Source organism: Cupriavidus sp. IDO (assembly GCF_000812465.1).
Taxonomy (GTDB): Bacteria; Pseudomonadota; Gammaproteobacteria; order Burkholderiales; family Burkholderiaceae; genus Cupriavidus.
The window spans coordinates 64,331-82,400 of record NZ_JWMA01000199.1 but is presented as its reverse complement, the minus strand read 5'-3'; the positions used below and the strand labels follow the sequence as shown (position 1 = coordinate 82,400).

At 66.3% G+C, this 18,070-nt stretch carries 16 protein-coding genes; 8 read left to right on the top strand and 8 right to left on the bottom strand.

Annotated elements, in window-relative coordinates; translation table 11 throughout:
- Nucleotides 1-7: 7 nt before the first annotated feature.
- Genes RM96_RS35005 through RM96_RS34995 form a run of 3 tightly spaced genes read right to left on the bottom strand, consistent with a single transcriptional unit; the run spans nt 8 to nt 3,174 of the window.
- On the bottom strand, nt 8-1,030 hold the full coding sequence (locus RM96_RS35005; protein ID WP_039016347.1) for an alcohol dehydrogenase catalytic domain-containing protein: 1,023 nt from the start codon (nt 1,028-1,030) through the stop codon (nt 8-10).
- Nucleotides 1,027-1,983, bottom strand: coding sequence for a fumarylacetoacetate hydrolase family protein (locus tag RM96_RS35000; protein ID WP_039016346.1), 957 nt, complete (start codon nt 1,981-1,983; stop codon nt 1,027-1,029). Before RM96_RS35000 ends, RM96_RS35005 begins: the two co-directional genes overlap by 4 nt.
- Nucleotides 1,984-2,031: 48 nt before the next feature.
- On the bottom strand, nt 2,032-3,174 hold the full coding sequence (locus tag RM96_RS34995) for a VOC family protein (RefSeq protein WP_039016345.1): 1,143 nt from the start codon (nt 3,172-3,174) through the stop codon (nt 2,032-2,034).
- 340 nt (nt 3,175-3,514) lie between these two features.
- On the opposite strand from RM96_RS34995, the gene RM96_RS34990 reads away from it, so the two are divergent.
- The 6 genes from RM96_RS34990 (at nt 3,515) to RM96_RS34965 (ending at nt 8,846) form a co-directional block, all read left to right on the top strand.
- On the top strand, nt 3,515-3,823 hold the full coding sequence (locus RM96_RS34990; protein WP_039016344.1) for a hypothetical protein: 309 nt from the start codon (nt 3,515-3,517) through the stop codon (nt 3,821-3,823).
- An 87-nt stretch (nt 3,824-3,910) separates the two neighbouring features.
- Entirely contained in the window at nt 3,911-4,177 is a 267-nt protein-coding gene (locus RM96_RS34985) for a PepSY domain-containing protein (RefSeq protein ID WP_039016343.1), read from the top strand.
- 43 nt (nt 4,178-4,220) lie between these two features.
- Nucleotides 4,221-4,760 carry a cytochrome b/b6 domain-containing protein gene (locus tag RM96_RS34980; protein WP_039016342.1) on the top strand — a complete coding sequence of 180 codons (540 nt, stop codon included), beginning with the start codon at nt 4,221-4,223 and terminating at the stop codon, nt 4,758-4,760.
- Nucleotides 4,761-5,141: 381 nt separating this feature from the next.
- Entirely contained in the window at nt 5,142-6,908 is a 1,767-nt protein-coding gene (gene xsc / locus RM96_RS34975) for a sulfoacetaldehyde acetyltransferase (RefSeq protein ID WP_039016426.1), read from the top strand.
- Nucleotides 6,909-7,044: 136 nt separating this feature from the next.
- Nucleotides 7,045-8,079, top strand: coding sequence for a phosphate acetyltransferase (gene pta, locus RM96_RS34970; RefSeq protein WP_039016341.1), 1,035 nt, complete (start codon nt 7,045-7,047; stop codon nt 8,077-8,079).
- Nucleotides 8,076-8,846, top strand: a complete 771-nt coding sequence (locus RM96_RS34965; RefSeq protein ID WP_039016340.1) for a sulfite exporter TauE/SafE family protein — start codon at nt 8,076-8,078, stop codon at nt 8,844-8,846. Before pta ends, RM96_RS34965 begins: the two co-directional genes overlap by 4 nt.
- A 13-nt stretch (nt 8,847-8,859) precedes the next feature.
- Here RM96_RS34965 and RM96_RS34960 read toward each other — a convergent pair whose 3' ends face one another.
- The 5 genes from RM96_RS34960 to RM96_RS34940 form a co-directional block, all read right to left on the bottom strand.
- The gene (locus RM96_RS34960; protein WP_052279917.1) at nt 8,860-9,777 is read right to left on the bottom strand and encodes a nucleotidyl transferase AbiEii/AbiGii toxin family protein; all 918 of its coding nucleotides are present in this window, start codon (nt 9,775-9,777) and stop codon (nt 8,860-8,862) included.
- Nucleotides 9,761-10,810: a type IV toxin-antitoxin system AbiEi family antitoxin gene (locus RM96_RS34955; RefSeq protein ID WP_039016339.1), complete on the bottom strand. Its 1,050-nt coding sequence runs from the start codon at nt 10,808-10,810 to the stop codon at nt 9,761-9,763. Before RM96_RS34955 ends, RM96_RS34960 begins: the two co-directional genes overlap by 17 nt.
- Before the next feature lie 159 nt (nt 10,811-10,969).
- A complete protein-coding gene (locus RM96_RS34950) occupies nt 10,970-12,700 on the bottom strand; it encodes a cobaltochelatase CobT-related protein (protein ID WP_052279915.1) in 1,731 nt (576 codons plus the stop codon).
- On the bottom strand, nt 12,697-13,695 hold the full coding sequence (locus tag RM96_RS34945; protein ID WP_274520268.1) for an AAA family ATPase: 999 nt from the start codon (nt 13,693-13,695) through the stop codon (nt 12,697-12,699). Before RM96_RS34945 ends, RM96_RS34950 begins: the two co-directional genes overlap by 4 nt.
- 75 nt (nt 13,696-13,770) lie before the next feature.
- The gene (locus RM96_RS34940) at nt 13,771-14,598 is read right to left on the bottom strand and encodes an IclR family transcriptional regulator (protein ID WP_039016338.1); all 828 of its coding nucleotides are present in this window, start codon (nt 14,596-14,598) and stop codon (nt 13,771-13,773) included.
- Between the two features lie 305 nt (nt 14,599-14,903).
- Here RM96_RS34940 and RM96_RS34935 point away from each other — a divergent pair, with 305 nt between their 5' ends.
- Both RM96_RS34935 and pdxR read left to right on the top strand, forming a co-directional pair.
- Nucleotides 14,904-16,340: an amino acid permease gene (locus RM96_RS34935; RefSeq protein WP_039016337.1), complete on the top strand. Its 1,437-nt coding sequence runs from the start codon at nt 14,904-14,906 to the stop codon at nt 16,338-16,340.
- Between the two features lie 69 nt (nt 16,341-16,409).
- Complete coding sequence (gene pdxR / locus RM96_RS34930; RefSeq protein ID WP_039016336.1) at nt 16,410-17,951, top strand: MocR-like pyridoxine biosynthesis transcription factor PdxR; 1,542 nt, start codon at nt 16,410-16,412, stop codon at nt 17,949-17,951.
- Nucleotides 17,952-18,070 lie beyond the last annotated feature (119 nt).

Sequence of the window (18,070 nt, the reverse complement as noted above, 5' to 3'; positions counted from 1 at the left end):
GTTTTTTTTAGAGTTGCCCTGGCAGCAGGACGGCCCGCCGGGGTTGGCCTTGCTCGACGTGCAGGTACGCCTGGCCGGCCTGGCTGAGCGTAAAGGTCTTCACCGCGGGCGGAGCGAGCGCCGCCGCGCAATTGGCCAGTGCCTGCAAGGCCGACGGGTTCGGGCGGAAGGTCGTCCACCCATAGCGCGCGCCCCTTGGTATCAGCCCGCGTTTGCCACGCTTGCCAACCACCGTGGCCACGCCGCCTCCGAGCAGTCCTAGCCGGTCGAAGTTGCCGAGCAGCGGATGGACAGTGGTCGCATGACCGGCCGCGTCGGGCGCCAGCCGGTGCAGCAGGTCGACTTCGTCGTCCCAGTTGGCGAAATTCAGGGTGGCGGCGAAATGCCGCGGCAGGCTCGCCAGCGATTGGCGGTGGCGATCGACGAATTCGGCGGCGCCAGCGGCCAGGCAGGCATCGAGCCCTTTACGTCCGCCGACGGCAGTCACACTCGCTCCCAGCCTGTGCAGCAACCAGACCGCGATCTGGCCCAGGCCACCGGTCGCGCCGTGCACGAGCACGGGACGCCCGTTCACGGTCTCGCGGCAGATCCCCGCGTCGGCGAACGCGCGCGTCACGGTCAGGAAGTTGTACGGTAGCGTCGCCAGGGCGGCGGCCGGAACAGACGACGGCCTGAGGCGAGCGTGCTCGGCGCGCATGGTGGCATGGGTGGCATGCGTGCCCGCGCTCGATGGCGGCTTGGCGCCGAACACGGCATCGCCTTCGCGCAGCCCGCTCACACCCCGACCCACCGCGTAAACCGTCCCGACAAAATCGTTACCGAGCACGAGCGGCATGCGCGCCGCGCCCATGAGAGAAAAAAGCCTGCTGCCGTAGCCGCCGCGGCGGCGCACATCGATGGGATTGACCGCCGCTGCCTCCACTCGCACCACGATCTCGCCGTGGCGTGGCTGCGGGCACGGGGCCGAGCGCAGTCCCAACGCGACGGCATCGCCAAATCCGTCGATGGCGGCGATATAGCTGTGGCTCATGACGCCACCACCCGGTTGCGCTGCTCGCCCAGGTCGATGGCGCCGTCGTCGGTGCGGATTGAAGCGGTCATGATGTCGCCTGGCTGCAGGTAAGCCGGGTTCGACAGGCCCTTCTTGATAAAGAGGCGCCACTTCGCGCTCTCGGACAGCACATGCCGGAACACCCACATCGCCAGCTTGCCAGGCGCCCGGGCGGCGCAGCCGGCCGGCGTGCCGGTGGCGATCAGATCGCCGGCTTGCAGGTCGTGCAAGGCGGACAGCTCGGAAAGCGTCTGGTGCGGCTTGAAGATCATGTCGCCGCAATGGGCGTCCTGGCGGGGCTGCCCGTTTACATGCAGCCGCATACGGAACTCGGGCCAGCGCCGCCATTCCTCCGCGTTCAACAGCACCAGGAAGGGCCCGACCGGGCCGAAGCTGCGGTAGCTCTTGCCCTTGTAGAACTGGGCCTGCGGCAGCTGGACGTCGCGCGCCGAAATGTCGTTGACGATGGTTACGCCAGCGAGGAACTCGTGCAGCTGGTCCGGCCCGACGTCGACCGCGCCGCTCAGCGACTTGCGCACCACCAGACCGAGCTCGATCTCGTAGTCGAGCAAGTGCACATGCGCCGGCCGCACCACGTCGGCGTCGGCGGGCGCAAGGCAGGACGAGGCCTTGGTGAACAGGGTGTTGAAGCCGATCTTGCCGGGATCCATGCCGGACTCGCGCACATGGCTGGCGTAGTTGGTGCCCTGGCACAGGAACTGGCGGTCAGACGTGACCGGCGGCAGCAGCGTGACGGCGTCGAGCGGCAGCGTGGCCTGGTCGGGGGTGCTGCGCCACGCGGCTTCGAGGCCGTTCGCGACGAAGTCGGCGGTGCTGGCGGCGCCGCAAGGCAGGGGCGCGATGCGGCGGTCGTGGACCACGCCCCAGCCGGGCTCGCCGCCGTGGAGATATCGGACGACTTTGACGGACATTTGCTTTCCTTGACGTGAGAGGGTTCGTACGGGAGCGGGAGCGCAGGCTCAGAGCCAGGGCCGCGCCTGGGTCATCGCGCGCCCGAGCAGCTTCAGCCGCGCGGCCGAGAGCCGGCCGGCGCGCAACAGCCGCGCGACCCGGAACACCGTGGCGAGATTGCGCTTGACGCCCATGCTGGCGGGGACGTCGTCGCCCCATGCCCAGATGCCGGACATTTCCAGCGGCACGTAGTGGGTTTCCCGGTCGGCGGTGAAGACATCGCCGTCGGCGTAGTGCTCGAATTCCATGCCGTCCGGATCGAACCAGTAATCGAACAGCTGGCTGCCGAGCACATGGCGCCCGATACCCCACATATGGCGATGGCCGTTCGCGCGCAGCACGTTGTGGCCCTGGCCGAGCGCGTCGAAGTCAAGCACTTCGTAGGCGCTGTGCTCGTATTTCTCCTCGATGCCGCCGGCGAGCACGAAGGCGTGATGGTCCGCGGGCGTGCTGCCGAGGTCCAGGCGGAAGAAGCAGAGATTGGGCGACCCGTCCTCCAGATACTGGACATCGGTCGGGATCAGGCCGAGATGACGCATATACCAGCGCGCCATGCCGGGAAAGTCGACGGTCTGGAGCACGACGTGGCCGAGCTTGACCACGGCCGCGGGCTCCAGCGGCGGCCGGACCGTAGCATTCACCCGCCGAAGCTGTCCCGGGTCGTTGGTGAGCGAATGCAGCGGATCCCGCAATGGCAGCGGGTCGAACGGCTGCTGGCCGGTCACCAGCCACAGCAAGTTCCCGGCGGAATCGGTCAGCTCGACGCCGGCGCCGCCGCCCGGAATCTCGTCGGCCGACAGGCGGCGCGCACTCGCGTTGGCCTCGAGGCGGACCAGGTCTGCCTCGCTGCGCACCGAAAAGGCCGCGCCGACATAGCGCGAGCGCTGGCCTTGCGTCGCCAGCATCAGGCACGGCTGGGGGCCGGCGCCGCGCATCAACAGCCGGCTGCCGGTGCGCGACACGCAGCGCATGCCGAAATCCGTCAGGAAGGTCTCCGTCGCGCGCAGGTCGCGCTTCTCGAACATCAGGAAGGCGAGCGCCTGGGCCTTGACCAGGGCTTCGGGCCGGTCGAGCTTCTGGACGAAGGCAGGCAGCGCGCTTTCGGGGAAAGCCGTCGGCGTGCGCAGCACGCTGCGGGGCGGGCGGGTCATGGCGTCTCCTGAATGGCCGGGCGCCGCCATAGGTGACACCCGATGTTTTTATGACATTATCGTCATCATGACGATAATGTCAATATCAGGAGCGAGACGGTTCTTTTCGCACCCACAGCCCGCCCCGCTGCTGAAAGATGATGGCCCTGATATTTCAGCTGCTATCGGTGCGCCCGCCGGTGCTGCGCCTAAGTTGACATTTGGAAACAATTGGATGTGACCTAAATGTCAACGAGGCTCTCCAACCTCCCGTTGCATGGGGCAACCATTTCCAATTCGTGCGCGGAATCGTCTGCATAGTGACGGGCCGCGCCGGCCAGACTCAAGGATGAGCGTGACAATGAAAAAAGCCTTAGCACTTGGTTTCCTGACCGTGGCCGCAGCCATTGCGTCAGCCAGCGCCCAGGCGCGCGTGGATGTCGGTATCGGCATCGGTGTGCCCGTGTACGAAGCGGCGCCCGTCTACGCGCCTGCCCCCGTCTACGTTCCCCCGCCGCCCGTGGTGGTCCAGCCCCAGCCGGTCGTGGTGGCTCCCGGGTATTACCGGGACGACTGGCGCGAGCGCGAATGGCGGCGCGAGCAAAGGTGGCGTGAGCACGAGTGGAGAGAGCGTCACCGCGAATGGCGCCGCTGGCACGACGACGATTAAATCCCGGCACAGGGACAAATCCGTATTGCGAATCGTTATCGCCTCCATTATGCTGTTTCGTCCAATTGACGGAACCGGAGGCTTCCTATGCTGAGAATTGGCTTGTTCCTGCTGGCTGGCGTGTTTTCCACGGGCGCGTTCGCCAGCGCCAAATGCGCTTCCCATCCCAAGAATGAATGGATGACGGAAGCCGATGCCAGGGCGAAGATCGAGGCGCAGGGCTACACCATCAAGAAGTTCAAGGTGGACGGCAACTGCTACGAAATCTACGGCACCACCAAGGAAGGCAAGAAAGCCGAGATCTACTACGACACCAAGACGCTCGATGTCGTGAAGTCGGAAATCGAAAAGTAAGCGAAAGGTAAGCGCTGGTAACCGCGGCCTGACAGGCTTCCCCATGGCAACAGGCAAAGGCTCGGTACGCGTCTGGGATCTGGCCGTCCGGCTGACCCACTGGAGCGTAGCGGCGCTGGTGCTGTGGGATCTGATCGAAGACTCCGGCGGACCGCTGCACCGCGCCGCCGGCTATGCCGCTGCCGGACTGGTCCTGTTCCGGCTACTCTGGTGCGTGATCGGCAGCGAACCGGCGCGGCTCACTACCTGGCTACCCACGCCCTCCCGCATCTCCGCGGACATCCGGGCACTGATTGCCCGCCGTCCTGTCCGCCATCTCAGCCATACGCCGCTTGGCGGCGTCGTCATGCTCGCGATGTGGGCGCTGATCCTGGCGCTCGCCACAACGGGCTGGCTGTCACGGCTCGACGCCTTCTGGGGTGAAGACTGGCCCAAGGACGTGCATGCGGTGCTGGCCAGGATCCTGCTGGCGCTGATCGTGGTGCATGTGACGGCGGCCATCGTCATGAGCCTGCTCCACAAAGAAAACCTCATCGCCACCATGTTTACGGGGAAGAAGCGCCGGCGCGATACCGGCCAATAGACCGGCCATCAGCTTCCCCCGAACGCGCCCCGGCGCGTTCATCAGGTCCCTTCCCCCTCCGGCCATGACGGCCGCGCAGTTCCCTCCCCTGCTTTCCCTCCCCGCCGACCACCGGAAAAGTGCCACAAGAATCTCTTGATGTCACTTTTATCTCAATTTTTCGCTTTTTTTATTCCGAAAAGCTGAACTTCTTATTGACCATCATCGATCTTCCACCTACATTTTCACCAACGCATATTTTTCCGGAACGATATGTTCCATTTTATAACACCAGACCAGGAGACACCCGCCATGCGCGACCTCGACACTACCTCGCATCCTGCCGTTTCCGGTGGCTCGGCCGCCGCTACCGACAAACAGCTTCCGGCGGGCCCGCAGGCCATGACGCCGTCCGAGGCCTTTGTCGAGACCCTGGCCGCCAACGGCGTGACCGATATGTTCGGCATCATGGGCTCGGCATTCATGGACGCCATGGACATCTTTGCGCCGGCCGGCATCCGCCTGATCCCGGTGGTGCACGAGCAAGGCGCCGGCCATATGGCCGACGGCTACGCCCGCGTGTCGGGCCGCCATGGTGTGGTGATCGGCCAGAACGGCCCGGGCATCTCCAACTGCGTGACCTCCATTGCCGCCGCCTACTGGGCGCACAGCCCGGTGGTGATCGTGACGCCCGAGGCCGGCACCATGGGCATTGGCCTGGGCGGCTTCCAGGAAGCGCACCAGCTGCCGATGTTCCAGGAGTTCACCAAGTACCAGGGCCACGTCACGCACCCGGCGCGCATGGCCGAATTCACTGGGCGCTGCTTCGACCGCGCCATGGCCGAAATGGGCCCGACGCAGCTGAACATCCCCCGCGACTACTTCTACGGCCAGATCAAGGCCGAGATTCCGCAGCCGCAGCGCCTGGACCGCGGCCCCGGCGGCGAGCAGAGCCTGAATGAAGCAGCCGAGCTGCTGGCCAACGCCAGGTTCCCGGTCATCATCTCGGGCGGCGGCGTGGTGATGGCCGATGCGATCGAAGAATGCAAGGCACTGGCCGAGCGCCTGGGCGCGCCGGTAGTCAACAGCTACCTGCACAACGATTCGTTCCCGGCCAGCCATCCGCTGTGGTGCGGCCCGCTGGGCTACCAGGGCTCCAAGGCCGCGATGAAGCTGATCTCGCGCGCCGACGTGGTGATCGCGCTCGGCTCGCGCCTGGGGCCGTTCGGCACGCTGCCGCAGCACGGCATGGACTACTGGCCCAAGACCGCCAAGATCATCCAGATCGATGCGGACCACAAGATGCTTGGCCTGGTGAAGAAGATCTCGGTCGGCATCTGCGGCGACGCCAAGGCCGCCGCCATCGCGCTGACCCAGCGCCTGGCCAGCCGCACGCTCGCCTGTGACGCCACCCGCGACGGCCGCGCCACGGAAATCGCCAGCGAGAAGGCTGCCTGGGAGAAGGAACTGGACGGCTGGACGCATGAACGCGATCCGTACAGCCTCGACATGATCGAAGAGCAAAAGCAGGAGCGCACGCCCGCCGGCGGCAACTACCTGCATCCGCGCCAGGTGCTGCGCGAGCTGGAAAAGGCCATGCCCGAAGACGTGATGGTGTCCACCGACATCGGCAACATCAACTCGGTGGCCAACAGCTACCTGCGCTTCGATAAGCCGCGCAGCTTCTTCGCGGCAATGAGCTGGGGCAACTGCGGCTACGCCTTCCCGACCATCATCGGCGCCAAGGTGGCCGCACCGCATCGCCCGGCAGTCTCCTACGCCGGCGACGGTGCCTGGGGCATGAGCCTGATGGAAACCATGACCTGCGTGCGCCACAACATCCCGGTGACCGCGGTGGTCTTCCATAACCGCCAGTGGGGCGCCGAGAAGAAGAATCAGGTGGACTTCTACAACCGCCGCTTCGTCGCGGGCGAGCTCGACAACCAGAGCTTTGCCGACATCGCCAAGGCAATGGGTGCGGAAGGCATCGTGGTGGACCGCCTCGAAGACGTGGGCCCGGCCCTCAAGCGCGCCATCGACCTGCAGATGAACCATGGCAAGACGACCATCATCGAGATCATGTGCACCCGCGAACTGGGCGACCCGTTCCGCCGCGATGCGCTGGCCAAGCCGGTGCGGATGCTGGACAAGTACAAGGACTACGTCTGATCGGCGCACTGCATCCAGCTAGTGCTTCCCGCTAGCTGTCGGTGTGCTCCCTCTCCCGCTTGCGGGAGAGGTGAGATCGCCAAGGGCATAGCGCAAGCCGCTGGCCCTTTTTTCAGTTTTTCAGAGCCGTCCAGCCATGAAAGCCATCCTCCGCATCATCGACCGTGCCCGCGCCGCCCCCCGCTGCATCGTGCTGTGCGAAGCGGAAGACCCGCGCATCCTCCAGGCCGCCGAGCGTGCCACGCGCGAGGGCATCGCGCGCATCGTGCTGGTCGGCAATCCTCGCCAGATCAATGCCTCCGCAGCCATCCACGGCATCGACCTGGCCGGCATGACGCTGGTCGACCCGTCCACCTCTGCACTGACGCCCTCCTTCGCACAGCAGCTCTTCGCACTGCGCCAGAAGAAAGGCATGACGCTGGATGAAGCGAAGCGCGCCGTGCAGGACCCGCTCTGTTTTGCCAACCTGATGGTGCGGCTCGGCCATGCCGATGGCTCGGTGGCCGGCGCCGTCCACACCACGGCCGACGTGGTGCGCCATGCGATCCAGCTGATCGGGCTGGCGCCTACGTTCCGCCTGGTTTCCAGTTTCTTCCTGATGATGCTTTGCGAGCCCTTCCACACGCTCAAGGGCGGCATCATCTTTTCCGATTGCGGGCTGGTGGTCGACCCCGACGCCGAGGCCCTCTCCGAGATCGCCATGGCCGCCGCCGACAGCGCCCGCGCGCTGCTGATGGAGGAGCCGCGCGTGGCCATGCTGTCGTTCTCGACCAGCGGCAGTGCCAGCCATGCCGCAGTAGACAAGGTGGTGGCCGCCACCGAGCGCGTGCGCGCGCAGCGCCCCGCGCTGGCCATTGACGGCGACGTGCAGCTCGATGCCGCGATCGTCGCCGAAATCGCGGCACGCAAAGTCGCGCATTCGCAGGTGAACGGGCGCGCCAACGTGCTGGTGTTTCCCAACCTCGAAGCCGGCAATATCGGCTACAAGCTCGCCGAGCGCGTTGGTGGCGCCAAGGCCATCGGGCCGATGCTGCAGGGGCTGAACAAGCCGGCCAACGACCTGTCGCGCGGCTGCAGCGCCGACGATGTGTTCCATGTCATCGCCGTCACCGTGGTGCAGGCACAGGCCGCTTCGGCGGGTACCGGCCAGGGCGAGCAGGCGGCGGCATGAAAACAGAACTGCTGCTGCCGCTGCTGGGACTGCAGGCGCTGCTCGGCGCCGGCACCTACTTCCAGACGGTGACCGGCTTCGGCCTCGGCATGATCGTGATGGGCGCCACCAGCGGACTGCAGCTGGCGCCCGTGGCCACCGTGGCCGCGGTCGTGAGCCTGGTCACGCTCGCCAACAGCGCGTGCGCGCTGCCCGGCAAGCTGCAGCACATCGACTGGCGCGCGGTTGGCGCGGCCGCCGCCGGCATCCTGCCTTCCGTGGTGGTTGGCGTGCTGGTACTCAACTACCTGAGCACCAGTGCGGCAACACTCCTGCAACTGCTGCTCGGTGCGGTGATCCTGTATGGCGGCCTGAGCGCCGCCTTGAAGCCGGCACCACTGGCGAATCGCTCCGGCGATGGCAGCTTCTTCATGAGCGGCGTATTCGGCGGATTGCTGAGCGGCATGTTCGGCGTCTCGGGCCCGCCGCTGATCTTCCAGTTCTACCGGCAGCCGATGAAGCCGGTGGAAATCCGTTGTGCGCTGATCCTCGTCTTCACCGTGACCTCCAGCGTGCGCACAGTATTCTCGGCCTGGCAGGGGCAACTGGACGCCCACGTCTGCCTGCAGGCCGCCATTGCCGTGCCGGTAGTGGTCATCGCCACGCTGCTGGGCCGGCGCTTCCCGCCGCCGTTCTCTGCCACCACCACGCGCAGGGTTGCGTTTGGCGTGCTGATCGGGATCGGCGTGAGCCTGATGCTGCCGGCGATTGCGGGTTGGGTCCGGTAAGCGCCCGGCGATTTCATGCGGCGCCGCCCGGCGACGACGGCTTCATCTCAAGCGATATCAGGAACTCTGACCGGAACGCTTTCATGCGGGCGTATACGCGTCTGGGATCCATGCTGTCGCCTGGCACCGCCTGGCGGTCGCCGAATGCCATATGCTCGCACAGCAAGCGGAAAACGCGCTCGTCCGCGAGGATCGCGGTGATCTGCGTTGTCACGGCTTCCGAGCCGCGCGCAAGCGCCGCTGCATCGCGGGCGAGCAATGCCGCGGCGGCAATGTCCATGTCGAAGTCGGAGGCCTCCAGCAAGGCGGCCTCCTCCTCGTACAGCCGACCCTGGTTTCCAGCCGTCTCGTAGCTGCATAGCAAGGTAAGAAGATCCGTGGCGTCGCGCCTGTCTTCGTGATGACGGTCATGCCATGCCAGCAGTTTGAGCAATGCGAGACCCGGCAGCGATGCGAATGGAATGACCAGGCCGTCGTCAAGCACAATGCGGATCGCCGCGTCGAAGGCCTCGCGGAACCCGGCCACATTCATGACCGTGTCCATGGCCGGCGGCCAGGCGATGCTCGCAGCCGGCTTTTCGATGTCGCCGAACGGAATCACGTCAAGCACCATCAGCCGTTCCGCGCCGCGGTGGTAGGTCAGCCTGTGCGGGTTCTTCGCTACCGTCCGGAATCGTTCCGTGGCAACAAGTTCCTGCCTGAATGCCTCATGCTCGGCCCAGTCAGCGACGCAAACGCCAATATCGATATCGTATGTGCGCCGCCCGGGCCGGTTGCCAAAGATGTTTTCCAATATGACCTGCCTGGCCGTTGCACCGCCGACGAAGTATCGGATGCCAAGCTTTTGCGCGCTCGCATCCAGGTCGCGAAGCAGCGATTTGCTGTCCGCATCCAGCGGACGCGCAGCAGGGAGTTCATGGACGATGGGCAAGGTATTGCTCTCGTATCTGCCGGGCGGCTTCGACGTTGCGCGATTCGCCCGTATCCAGCAAGTCGGCGTACACCAGAACGGGGTGTGCCACGCCGGTCGGAATTGCCGCCGCGGGTGTGGCCGCAGCGGGCCAGAAGCGCTGCACGATCTCCACCTCCCCTTGCGGATCGGCTTTCAGCCTCGCTTCCAGGATGAGTTCCCTGGGTGTCGCCGTGTCGGCATACAGCGTCACGCGCTCCGGCCGCAGGGTGTGCGCCAGCTTCTCCGCGGCAACCTCGCCGCCAAAGACGGCATTGTGCCGGGCCAGGTCGATGGCACGCCACCAGTCGGGCCGCGTGGCCGCAAATCGTCGCGCAGGCAATCCTGGCCTCAGACGGATCGGATACAGCGACGCCCATTCGTCCACCACGCGATCCCAGTCGCCGAACCGGCGCTTGCCGTCGGGGCCGACGACCAGCAGGCCACGCGTCACGAAGTCGTCGAGCGCAATCTTGACTGTGCCCAGCGCAACGCCGGCAGCCGTGGCTATCGTGCGGTAAGGCGCCGTCACCAGCCCAGGATTGGTGATCAGGGCGAACAGGACTTCGAGCTGCTTCGGGCTCCCGGTCCGCCCGCGCGGCGTTGCCGGCACGTGCGCCGCCGGACGCCTGCCCACGACATATACCACGGTGTCCGGCAGGTTCAGCGATGCGTTCCCCGCGGTATCGAGGAATGCGATGTCATGGTCCCGTAGCCGCCCGGCCATCTCCGGGGAGACGTACGAAGTCACCAGAAGCAGCTTTTCCCCAGCCTGGACCTGGAGCTCGGCCAGCCGCGCTACGAAGGAAAACCGGTCAATCGAGCGCTTCACGGCCACCGGCATCATGACCTTTCGTCCCTGTCCCAACTCGAAACGCATGGTCCCGTCCAGCCCGAAGCCTGTGCCTGCCAGCACCTCGGCTCCGGGCTCGGCACGCATGCCGGTAGCTTCGCGGAAAGCCTGGGCAGCGGCATCCAGCAATGCGGCGTCGATCGGGCGCGTCTCTTGAGTCACGTTTTGGTTGTATGAATTTTCTAGCTGTACACGTAACGTGAACAGTCTGGAAATATCATACAACACGATCAGCTGCAGGATGTACGGTTTTTATCCATGTTCACGTAACGTGAACAAAGAGGGTTGACCGAACATCATAAGGGGATAACCGACCGACGCTCACCGCCGCCGCGCCGCAACCAACCCTGCCACCTCCTCCAGCATCGCCATGTCCACCGGCTGCGACAAATCCAGCGCCAGCGTATGCCGGTAGTACGGGCTCAGATCCAGCCCCACGCCCAGCCCCAGCACCTCGACATCGCGCAATGCCTCGTGCCGTGCGACCACGGCCTTGAGGTGGTTGTCCAGGTAGCAGGCGTCGTTGGCCTGCCCTGTCGCAGTGTCCATCGGACTGCCATCGGAGACGACGACCAGGATGCGGCGCGCCTTGCCGGTGCCATGCAAGCGCGTGCAGGCCCATTCCACGGCCTCGCCGTCCACGCCTTCGCGGAACAGGTCGGCCTTGAGCAGCGCGGCGATATCGGTGCGCGCGCGGCGCCAGCTGCGTGGCGCGTCCTTGAACACCATGTGGCAGGTTTCGTTCAGGCGGCCCGGGTGTGCCGGCCTGCCGCGCGCCAGCCAGTCGGCGCGCGCGCGGCCGCCGTTCCAGGCGCCGGTGGTGAAGCCGAGCACCTCGGTCGCCACGCCGGCCTGGTCCAGCGCGCGGACCAGCATGTCGATCAGGATGGCAAGCGGTTCGACCTGCGCCTTCATCGAGCCCGAGCAGTCCACCAGGAAGCCCACCACGCAATCGGCATGCGGCTTGTGGTCCTCGCGCCGGAACAGGCGCCGCTCGGCGGGGGAGCTGACCAGTTGCGCCAGGCGCCGGCCGTCGATGCGTCCGCTTTCCTCGCCGAAGGACCAGCCGTCCACGCGCTGCTGTGCCAATGCGGCGCGCAGCCGGCGCGCCAGCCGCGCCACGTTGACGCCGGCCCGCGCAATGCGTGCATCAAGCCGCGTTCGGTACTCGTCCAGCAAGGCGCGCCGCACCAGCGTGGCCGCGCGCACTTCGCGGTCATAGCGGGTGGTGAAGACGCGATAGCCATCGGTGGCGTCGGCCAGCACGCGGCTGTGGCCGCTGGGTGCAAGCGCGAAGGCATCTTCGGGGGTCTCTTCGAAATCGAGCCACAGCGCAAAGCCCGCGCGGGCAGCCGTGGCCGCATTGCCTTCGTCCTCTGCGGTGCGGGGCGCTTCGGCATGGACCATGTCCGCCACCGCGCGTGCCAGCGCGAGCGCATGGATAGCGTAGGCGGCCTGGTCGTGGCGATGCGCGCGCAGCCCAGCCAGCGAGGTGCCCAGCACGGGCACGATGGCCGCGCGCGTGGCTTCGATCAGGTCTTCGGTCTCGGCCAGCACGGGCTCGCCGGTCAAGCGTGACCACGCCACCTGTGCCACGGTGTAGAGCAGGATGCCAAGATGGCCTTCCACCAGCCCGGAACGATGGAACGCCTGCGACCACGCCATGAAACGGTGCCGCAGGTTGGCCGCCACGCCATGCATGCCGCGCGGCAGCCGGGTTTCGCAACGCAACTGCTCGAGCAGTTCGAACACCAGCCGTTCAACCGGATCGACGGGGCAAAGGCGGCGATGCAGCGCGGCATCGGAGTGCGCCTGGCGCAGCGCGGCACCGTCGGCGGCACCGCGCAGGCAGGCGGCCGTGTCGATGCCGGGATCGGTGCGCAAGTGCGGCGCGTGTTGCGGGACCGGGCGCATGGCGTGCCAGAGCTGCCCGTCGCGGAAGTGCAGTGCCGCATCGCCCGTGATCGCCCGCACCGCCGCGCCGCTGAGCGCATCCTGCTGCTGGCGCCGGCGCAATTGCTGTGCGGCCGATCCTGCCGGCGGCGATGTCATTGCGCGCGCTCCGGCTCGGCCGCCTCGCCGGATGCGCCGGCCGACTCGCCAGGCAAATGGCCAAAGCAGCGCTGGAAGTACTCCGCCACCACCGGCCGCTCGGCCTCGTCGCATTTGTTCAGGAACGTGAGGCGGAAGGCCAGCGCCGTGTCGCGGAAGATCTGGCAGTTCTCGGCCCAGCTGATCACGGTGCGCGGCGACATCAGCGCGGAGACGTCGCCCGCGGCAAACCCGCGGCGCGTCAGGCCGGCGAGCGCAACCATCGCGTCCACCAGCTCTCGCCCCGCCTCGTTGTCCAGCTCCGGCACGCGCGCCAGCACGATGCTGGCCTCCTCGTCATGCGGCAGGTAGTCCAGCGTGGCGACCACGTTCCAGCGGTCGATCTGCGCGTGGTTGAGCAGTTGCGTGCCGTGGTACAGGCCGTTGACGTTGCCGAGCCCGACGGTATTGGATGTGGCAAACAGCCGGAAAGACGGATGCGGATGGATCACCCGGTTCTGGTCGAGCAGCGTGAACTTGCCGTCGCGCTCCAGGATGCGCTGGATCACGAACATCACGTCCGGCCGGCCCGCATCGTATTCGTCGAAGATCAATGCCACCGGCCGCTGCAGCGCCCACGGTACGATGCCCTCCTGGAACTCGGTGACCTGCCGGCCGTCGCGCACCACGATGGCGTCCTTGCCGACCAGGTCCAGCCGGCTGATGTGGCCATCGAGGTTCACGCGCACGCATGGCCAGTTCAGCCGCGCCGCCACCTGTTCGATATGCGTGGATTTGCCGCTGCCGTGCAGGCCCTGCACCATCACGCGGCGGTCGCGCATGAAGCCAGAGAGAATCGCCAGCGTCACCTCGGGCTGGAAGCGGTAGGCCGGATCGATCTCCGGCACGTGATCGTCACGCTCGCTGAAGGCCGGCACCATCAGGCCGGAATCGATGCCGAACGCGCTGCGCACCGAAATCATCCGGTCCGGCTTGCCAAACTTCTCTTGCGTCACCTTGTGCTCCTCTTGCTCGTCTTGTCTTCATCTGGACGATGACGGGCAGGAGCCAGCGGTGCCGCTCAGCGGCTGCTACTCCTCCTCGTCCGCGCCGCCCCAGGCGTTGCCGCTTTCGGCCTCGATCGCCGCCAGCGCGCCCGCCGCACGCTGCAATGCGGGCAGCAGCTGCAGCGCCTTCTCGCGCGTCACGCGCATGACCGGTGCCTGCAGCGCCAGTCCCAGGTTCGATTTCCCGCCGTCTGCCGCCGGCACCAGCACGCCGATGCAGATCAGTCCCGGCAGGAACTCTTCGTCATCCATCGCATAGCCGTCGCCCTTCACGCGCTCCAGCTCGGCTTCCAGCTGCGCGTGGTCGGTCAGCGTGTTCGCCGTATAGCGCTCCAGCTCCGTGTGCGCCAGCAAGCGCTGGCGCTGCGCCGGCGCCAGTTGTGCCAGGAACAGCTTGCCCGTTGCCGAGCAATGGGCCGGCACGCGCGAGCCCGGGTGCAGGTAGAAGCGCAGCGGCGCCGCCGTCTCCACACGATCCAGGTACAGTACTTCGCCGCTCGAAAACGCGGTCAGGTTGCAGCTCTCGCCCACGTCTTCCACCAGCTTGCGCAGCACCATGTGGCGCGCGCCGTGCGAGGTGTTGTTCAGCAGCAGGTTTTCAGCCAGCCGGCGCAGGCGCAGGCCGGTGCCGTACTGGCGCCCGTCGCCATTGCGCTGGACCATGCCGGCCGCCTCCAGCTGCTGCAGCATGCGGTGCAGCGTGGGCTTGGGCAGGCCGGTTTCTTCCACCAGCGCCTGCAGGTTGAAGGCGTGGTCCTTGGCGGCGATGACCTCCAGCAAGCCGAACAGGCGCAGTGCAGGCGTGTCCCCGTCAGGCCGGGCATCACTTTTGGTGAGGCGCATATCGTTCATGACCTGGCTCCCATCATAGACAAGTTTCAGTTTCAGATACAAATCATATCAATTATCGAAACTTCCGGTTGACCTCTTCGTTCTGGCGACCTACATTCCCGTTAACAAAACATTTTTCGGAACTTTAAGTTCCATTTTTTAAGTAGCCACCGGAGAACGCCAGACATGGACGGATGATTTCCCGATCCTCCAAGGACACCCAAGGAGTGGAACCGACCACGGCCCGGGCCTGCATTTCCCTGCAGCGCCGCCTATACCAGAAAGAAGCCGTGGCGCCTGACTATCCGCAGTACAGGAGACACAACATGATCAGCAACCCGAAGCCCGAAACAGGGCTGTCGCACGGCCTGAAGCAGCGCCACATGACAATGATCGCGCTGGGCGGCGTCATCGGCGCCGGCCTCTTCGTCGGCAGTGGCGTCGTCATCAAGTCGGCCGGACCCGCCGCGGTCCTTTCCTTTCTCATCACCGGCACGCTCGTGGTGCTGGTGATGCGCATGCTGGGCGAACTGGCCTGCGCCATGCCCGGCGGCGGCTCGTTCTACGAGTACGCCCGCGAAGCCTGGCGCGACCGCCCCGCCGTCGGCGAGCTGTCCGGCTTCCTCACCGGGTGGATGTACTGGTATTTCTGGGTGATCGTGGTCGCGCTGGAGGCCGTAGCCGGCGCCGACCTGGTGCGCTACTGGCTGCCAGACGTCCCGAACTGGATCATCAGCCTGGTCTTGCTGGTCATGCTGACCCTGACCAACCTGATTTCCGTGAAGTCGTTCGGCGAATTCGAGTTCTGGTTTGCGTCGATCAAGGTCGCCGCGATCATGGTGTTCCTGTTCGTCGCCGGCGTGTACGTGCTGGGCCTGGCTCCCGGCGCGCACGGCATGCAGGTCGCCAACCTGACCGCCAACGGCGGCTTCATGCCGCATGGCATCGTACCGGTGCTGACCGGGGCGGTGGCCGCCACGGGCTTCTACTTCGGCGCCGAGATCGTCACCATCGCCGCCGCGGAAACCGCCGAACCGCAGAAGGCCGTGGCCAAGGCCACCAGCTCGGTGATTACCCGCGTGCTGGTGTTCTATGTCGGCTCGATCCTGCTGGTGGTCTGCCTGGTGCCGTGGAACTCCACGAACATCGCCACGCCGTATGTCAGCGCCCTGAACGCCATGGGCGTGCCGGCCGCCGCGCAGATCATGAACGCCGTGGTGCTGACCGCCGTGCTGTCCGCGCTCAACTCCGGCCTCTATGCCTCCTCGCGCATGCTGTTCGCCCTGACGCGCCGCGGCGACGCCCCCAAGTCGCTCGCCCGCGTGAGCCGCAACGGCGTGCCGGTGCGCGCCATCCTGGTGGGCACGCTGTTCGGCTACGGCGCGGTGGTGATGTCCTATGTCTCGCCGGACAAGGTGTTTGCCTTCCTGGTCAATTCGTACGGCACGGTTGCGATCTTCGTCTACATCCTGATTGCCGTCTCGCAACTGCGGCTGCGCAGCCGGCTGGAGCGTGAAGCCCCCGAGAAACTGCGTGTGCGCATGTGGTGCTTTCCGTATCTCACCTATGTGGCGATTATCGGCATGCTGGGCATCGTGGTGGCCATGGCATTCATTCCCGATCAGCGTACGCCGCTGGCGCTGGGGGTGGTGAGCCTGGCGATCCTGCTGGGTGCCTTCGGGGCAAGGCAGCTGTTTCGCCGTGGCGTGGTGCCGGTAGTGCCGCTGGCGGAGGTGCCTCGGCCGGATCTGCATGAGTATTGAGGTATGCTGGGGCGCGATCAGATTGCCGGATGCGTCAGCGGTCGTTGATGCGCCCCCAATACCCAAGCCATGAGCCTGAAATCCCCCACCACCCTCTGGGCCCAACTCTTCCAGCAACACGCCCAGTCCGGCCTGAGCCTGCAAGGCAAGATCCGCCAGATGCTTGTCTCCGCCATCCTGGACGAGCAATTGCCGCTGGGCGTGCCGCTGCCCAGCAGCCGCGAACTCTCCGCGCAACTGCGCGTGGCCCGCAACACGGTGGTGCTGGCCTACCAGCAACTGGTGGACGAAGGCTATCTCGTCGCCCGCGAACGCAGCGGCTACTTCGTCAATCCCGATATCCTCGGCACGCGGGTGAGTGGTGTCGCTTCGCTGCGCGGCGCGCAAGTCCCCACCCGCGACGGCGAGCCTGACTGGGATAGGCGTTTCGTCTTTCGTCCCACCCAGCAGCGCAATATCGTCAAGCGCGCCAACTGGCGCGACTACCCCTACCCGTTCATCTACGGCCAGTACGACCCTGCGCTGTTCCCCACGGCCGACTGGCGCGAATGCTGCCTGAAGGCGCTCAGCGTGCTCGACATCCACGAGTGGGCGCAGGACATGTTCCTGCGCGACGACGAGTCCCTGGTGCAGCAGATCCGCACGCGCGTGCTGCCGCGGCGCGGCGTGTGGGCGAGCGCGGACGAGATCGTGATCACGGTGGGTGCGCAGCAGGCGCTTTACCTGCTGGCCGACCTGCTGGTGAGCAGCGACACGCCCGTGGGCATCGAGGAACCCGGCTATCCGGATGCGCGCAATATCTTCGGCACCCATACGTCGCAACTGGTGCCGCTGCCCATCGACGCCGACGGGCTGGTGCTGTCCGACGCACAGCGCGCCTGCGACTACGTCTATGTCACCCCCAGCCACCAGTGCCCGACCACGGTGACCATGCCGCTGGCTCGCCGGCAGGCACTGCTGCGGCAGGCCGAAGAAGCGGACTTCGTGCTGATCGAGGACGACTACGAAAGCGAAAGCCGCTTCGAAGGCGACCCCACCCCGACGCTGAAGAGTCTGGACCGCAGCAACCGCGTGATCTATGTCGGCAGCCTGTCCAAGAGCCTGGCGCCGGGATTGCGTATCGGCTATATCGTCGGTCCGGCCAAGCTGATTGCCGAGTTGCGCGGCGTGCGCCGGCTGATGCTGCGGCATCCTTCCGCGTATATCCAGCGCGCCTTCTCGCTGTTCCTGTCGCTCGGGCACTACGATGCGCACCTGCGCCGCCTGTCCGCCTCGCACCGCGAGCGTGCCGAAGCCGTCCTGGCGGCGCTGGCCACGCACATGCCGGACTTCCGCGCCGTGCCCATCGCCGGCGGCGCGTCCTGCTGGATCGAGGGGCCGGCCTGGCTCGATGCCGATGCGCTGGCGCGCGTGGCCGAGACGCAGGGTGTGCTGATCGAGCCCGGCAGCGTCTTCTTCATGGCCGAGCCCGCGCCGCGCAACGGCTTCCGGCTGGGCTACTCGTCGATCGCCACCGAGCGCATCGAGCCCGGCATCCGCGTGCTGGCCGCCGTGGTGCGCGAGCTGCAGGCAGCGGCGCCTGCCGCACCACAGGTGTCCTCCGCGGCCTGACCCGCCCGTCCCGAGCGCTGGCCCAAGCGATTCCTGCCAACTGGTGCTACAGCCACGCGCGTGGCTTCCCTATCCTCGAGTCATGGCCGGTGCGCGTGTGCATCCCACACCCGACACCG

Bases quoted from the DNA above. Each gene is read 5' to 3' on its own strand.
- RM96_RS35005 (WP_039016347.1), bottom strand. From the start codon at position 1,030: ATGAGCCACAGCTATATCGCCGCCATCGACGGATTTGGCGATGCCGTC.
- RM96_RS35000 (WP_039016346.1), bottom strand. From the start codon at position 1,983: ATGTCCGTCAAAGTCGTCCGATATCTCCACGGCGGCGAGCCCGGCTGG.
- RM96_RS34995 (WP_039016345.1), bottom strand. From the start codon at position 3,174: ATGACCCGCCCGCCCCGCAGCGTGCTGCGCACGCCGACGGCTTTCCCC.
- RM96_RS34990 (WP_039016344.1), top strand. From the start codon at position 3,515: ATGAAAAAAGCCTTAGCACTTGGTTTCCTGACCGTGGCCGCAGCCATT.
- RM96_RS34985 (WP_039016343.1), top strand. From the start codon at position 3,911: ATGCTGAGAATTGGCTTGTTCCTGCTGGCTGGCGTGTTTTCCACGGGC.
- RM96_RS34980 (WP_039016342.1), top strand. From the start codon at position 4,221: ATGGCAACAGGCAAAGGCTCGGTACGCGTCTGGGATCTGGCCGTCCGG.
- xsc (WP_039016426.1), top strand. From the start codon at position 5,142: ATGACGCCGTCCGAGGCCTTTGTCGAGACCCTGGCCGCCAACGGCGTG.
- pta (WP_039016341.1), top strand. From the start codon at position 7,045: ATGAAAGCCATCCTCCGCATCATCGACCGTGCCCGCGCCGCCCCCCGC.
- RM96_RS34965 (WP_039016340.1), top strand. From the start codon at position 8,076: ATGAAAACAGAACTGCTGCTGCCGCTGCTGGGACTGCAGGCGCTGCTC.
- RM96_RS34950 (WP_052279915.1), bottom strand. From the start codon at position 12,700: ATGACATCGCCGCCGGCAGGATCGGCCGCACAGCAATTGCGCCGGCGC.
- RM96_RS34940 (WP_039016338.1), bottom strand. From the start codon at position 14,598: ATGAACGATATGCGCCTCACCAAAAGTGATGCCCGGCCTGACGGGGAC.
- RM96_RS34935 (WP_039016337.1), top strand. From the start codon at position 14,904: ATGATCAGCAACCCGAAGCCCGAAACAGGGCTGTCGCACGGCCTGAAG.
- pdxR (WP_039016336.1), top strand. From the start codon at position 16,410: ATGAGCCTGAAATCCCCCACCACCCTCTGGGCCCAACTCTTCCAGCAA.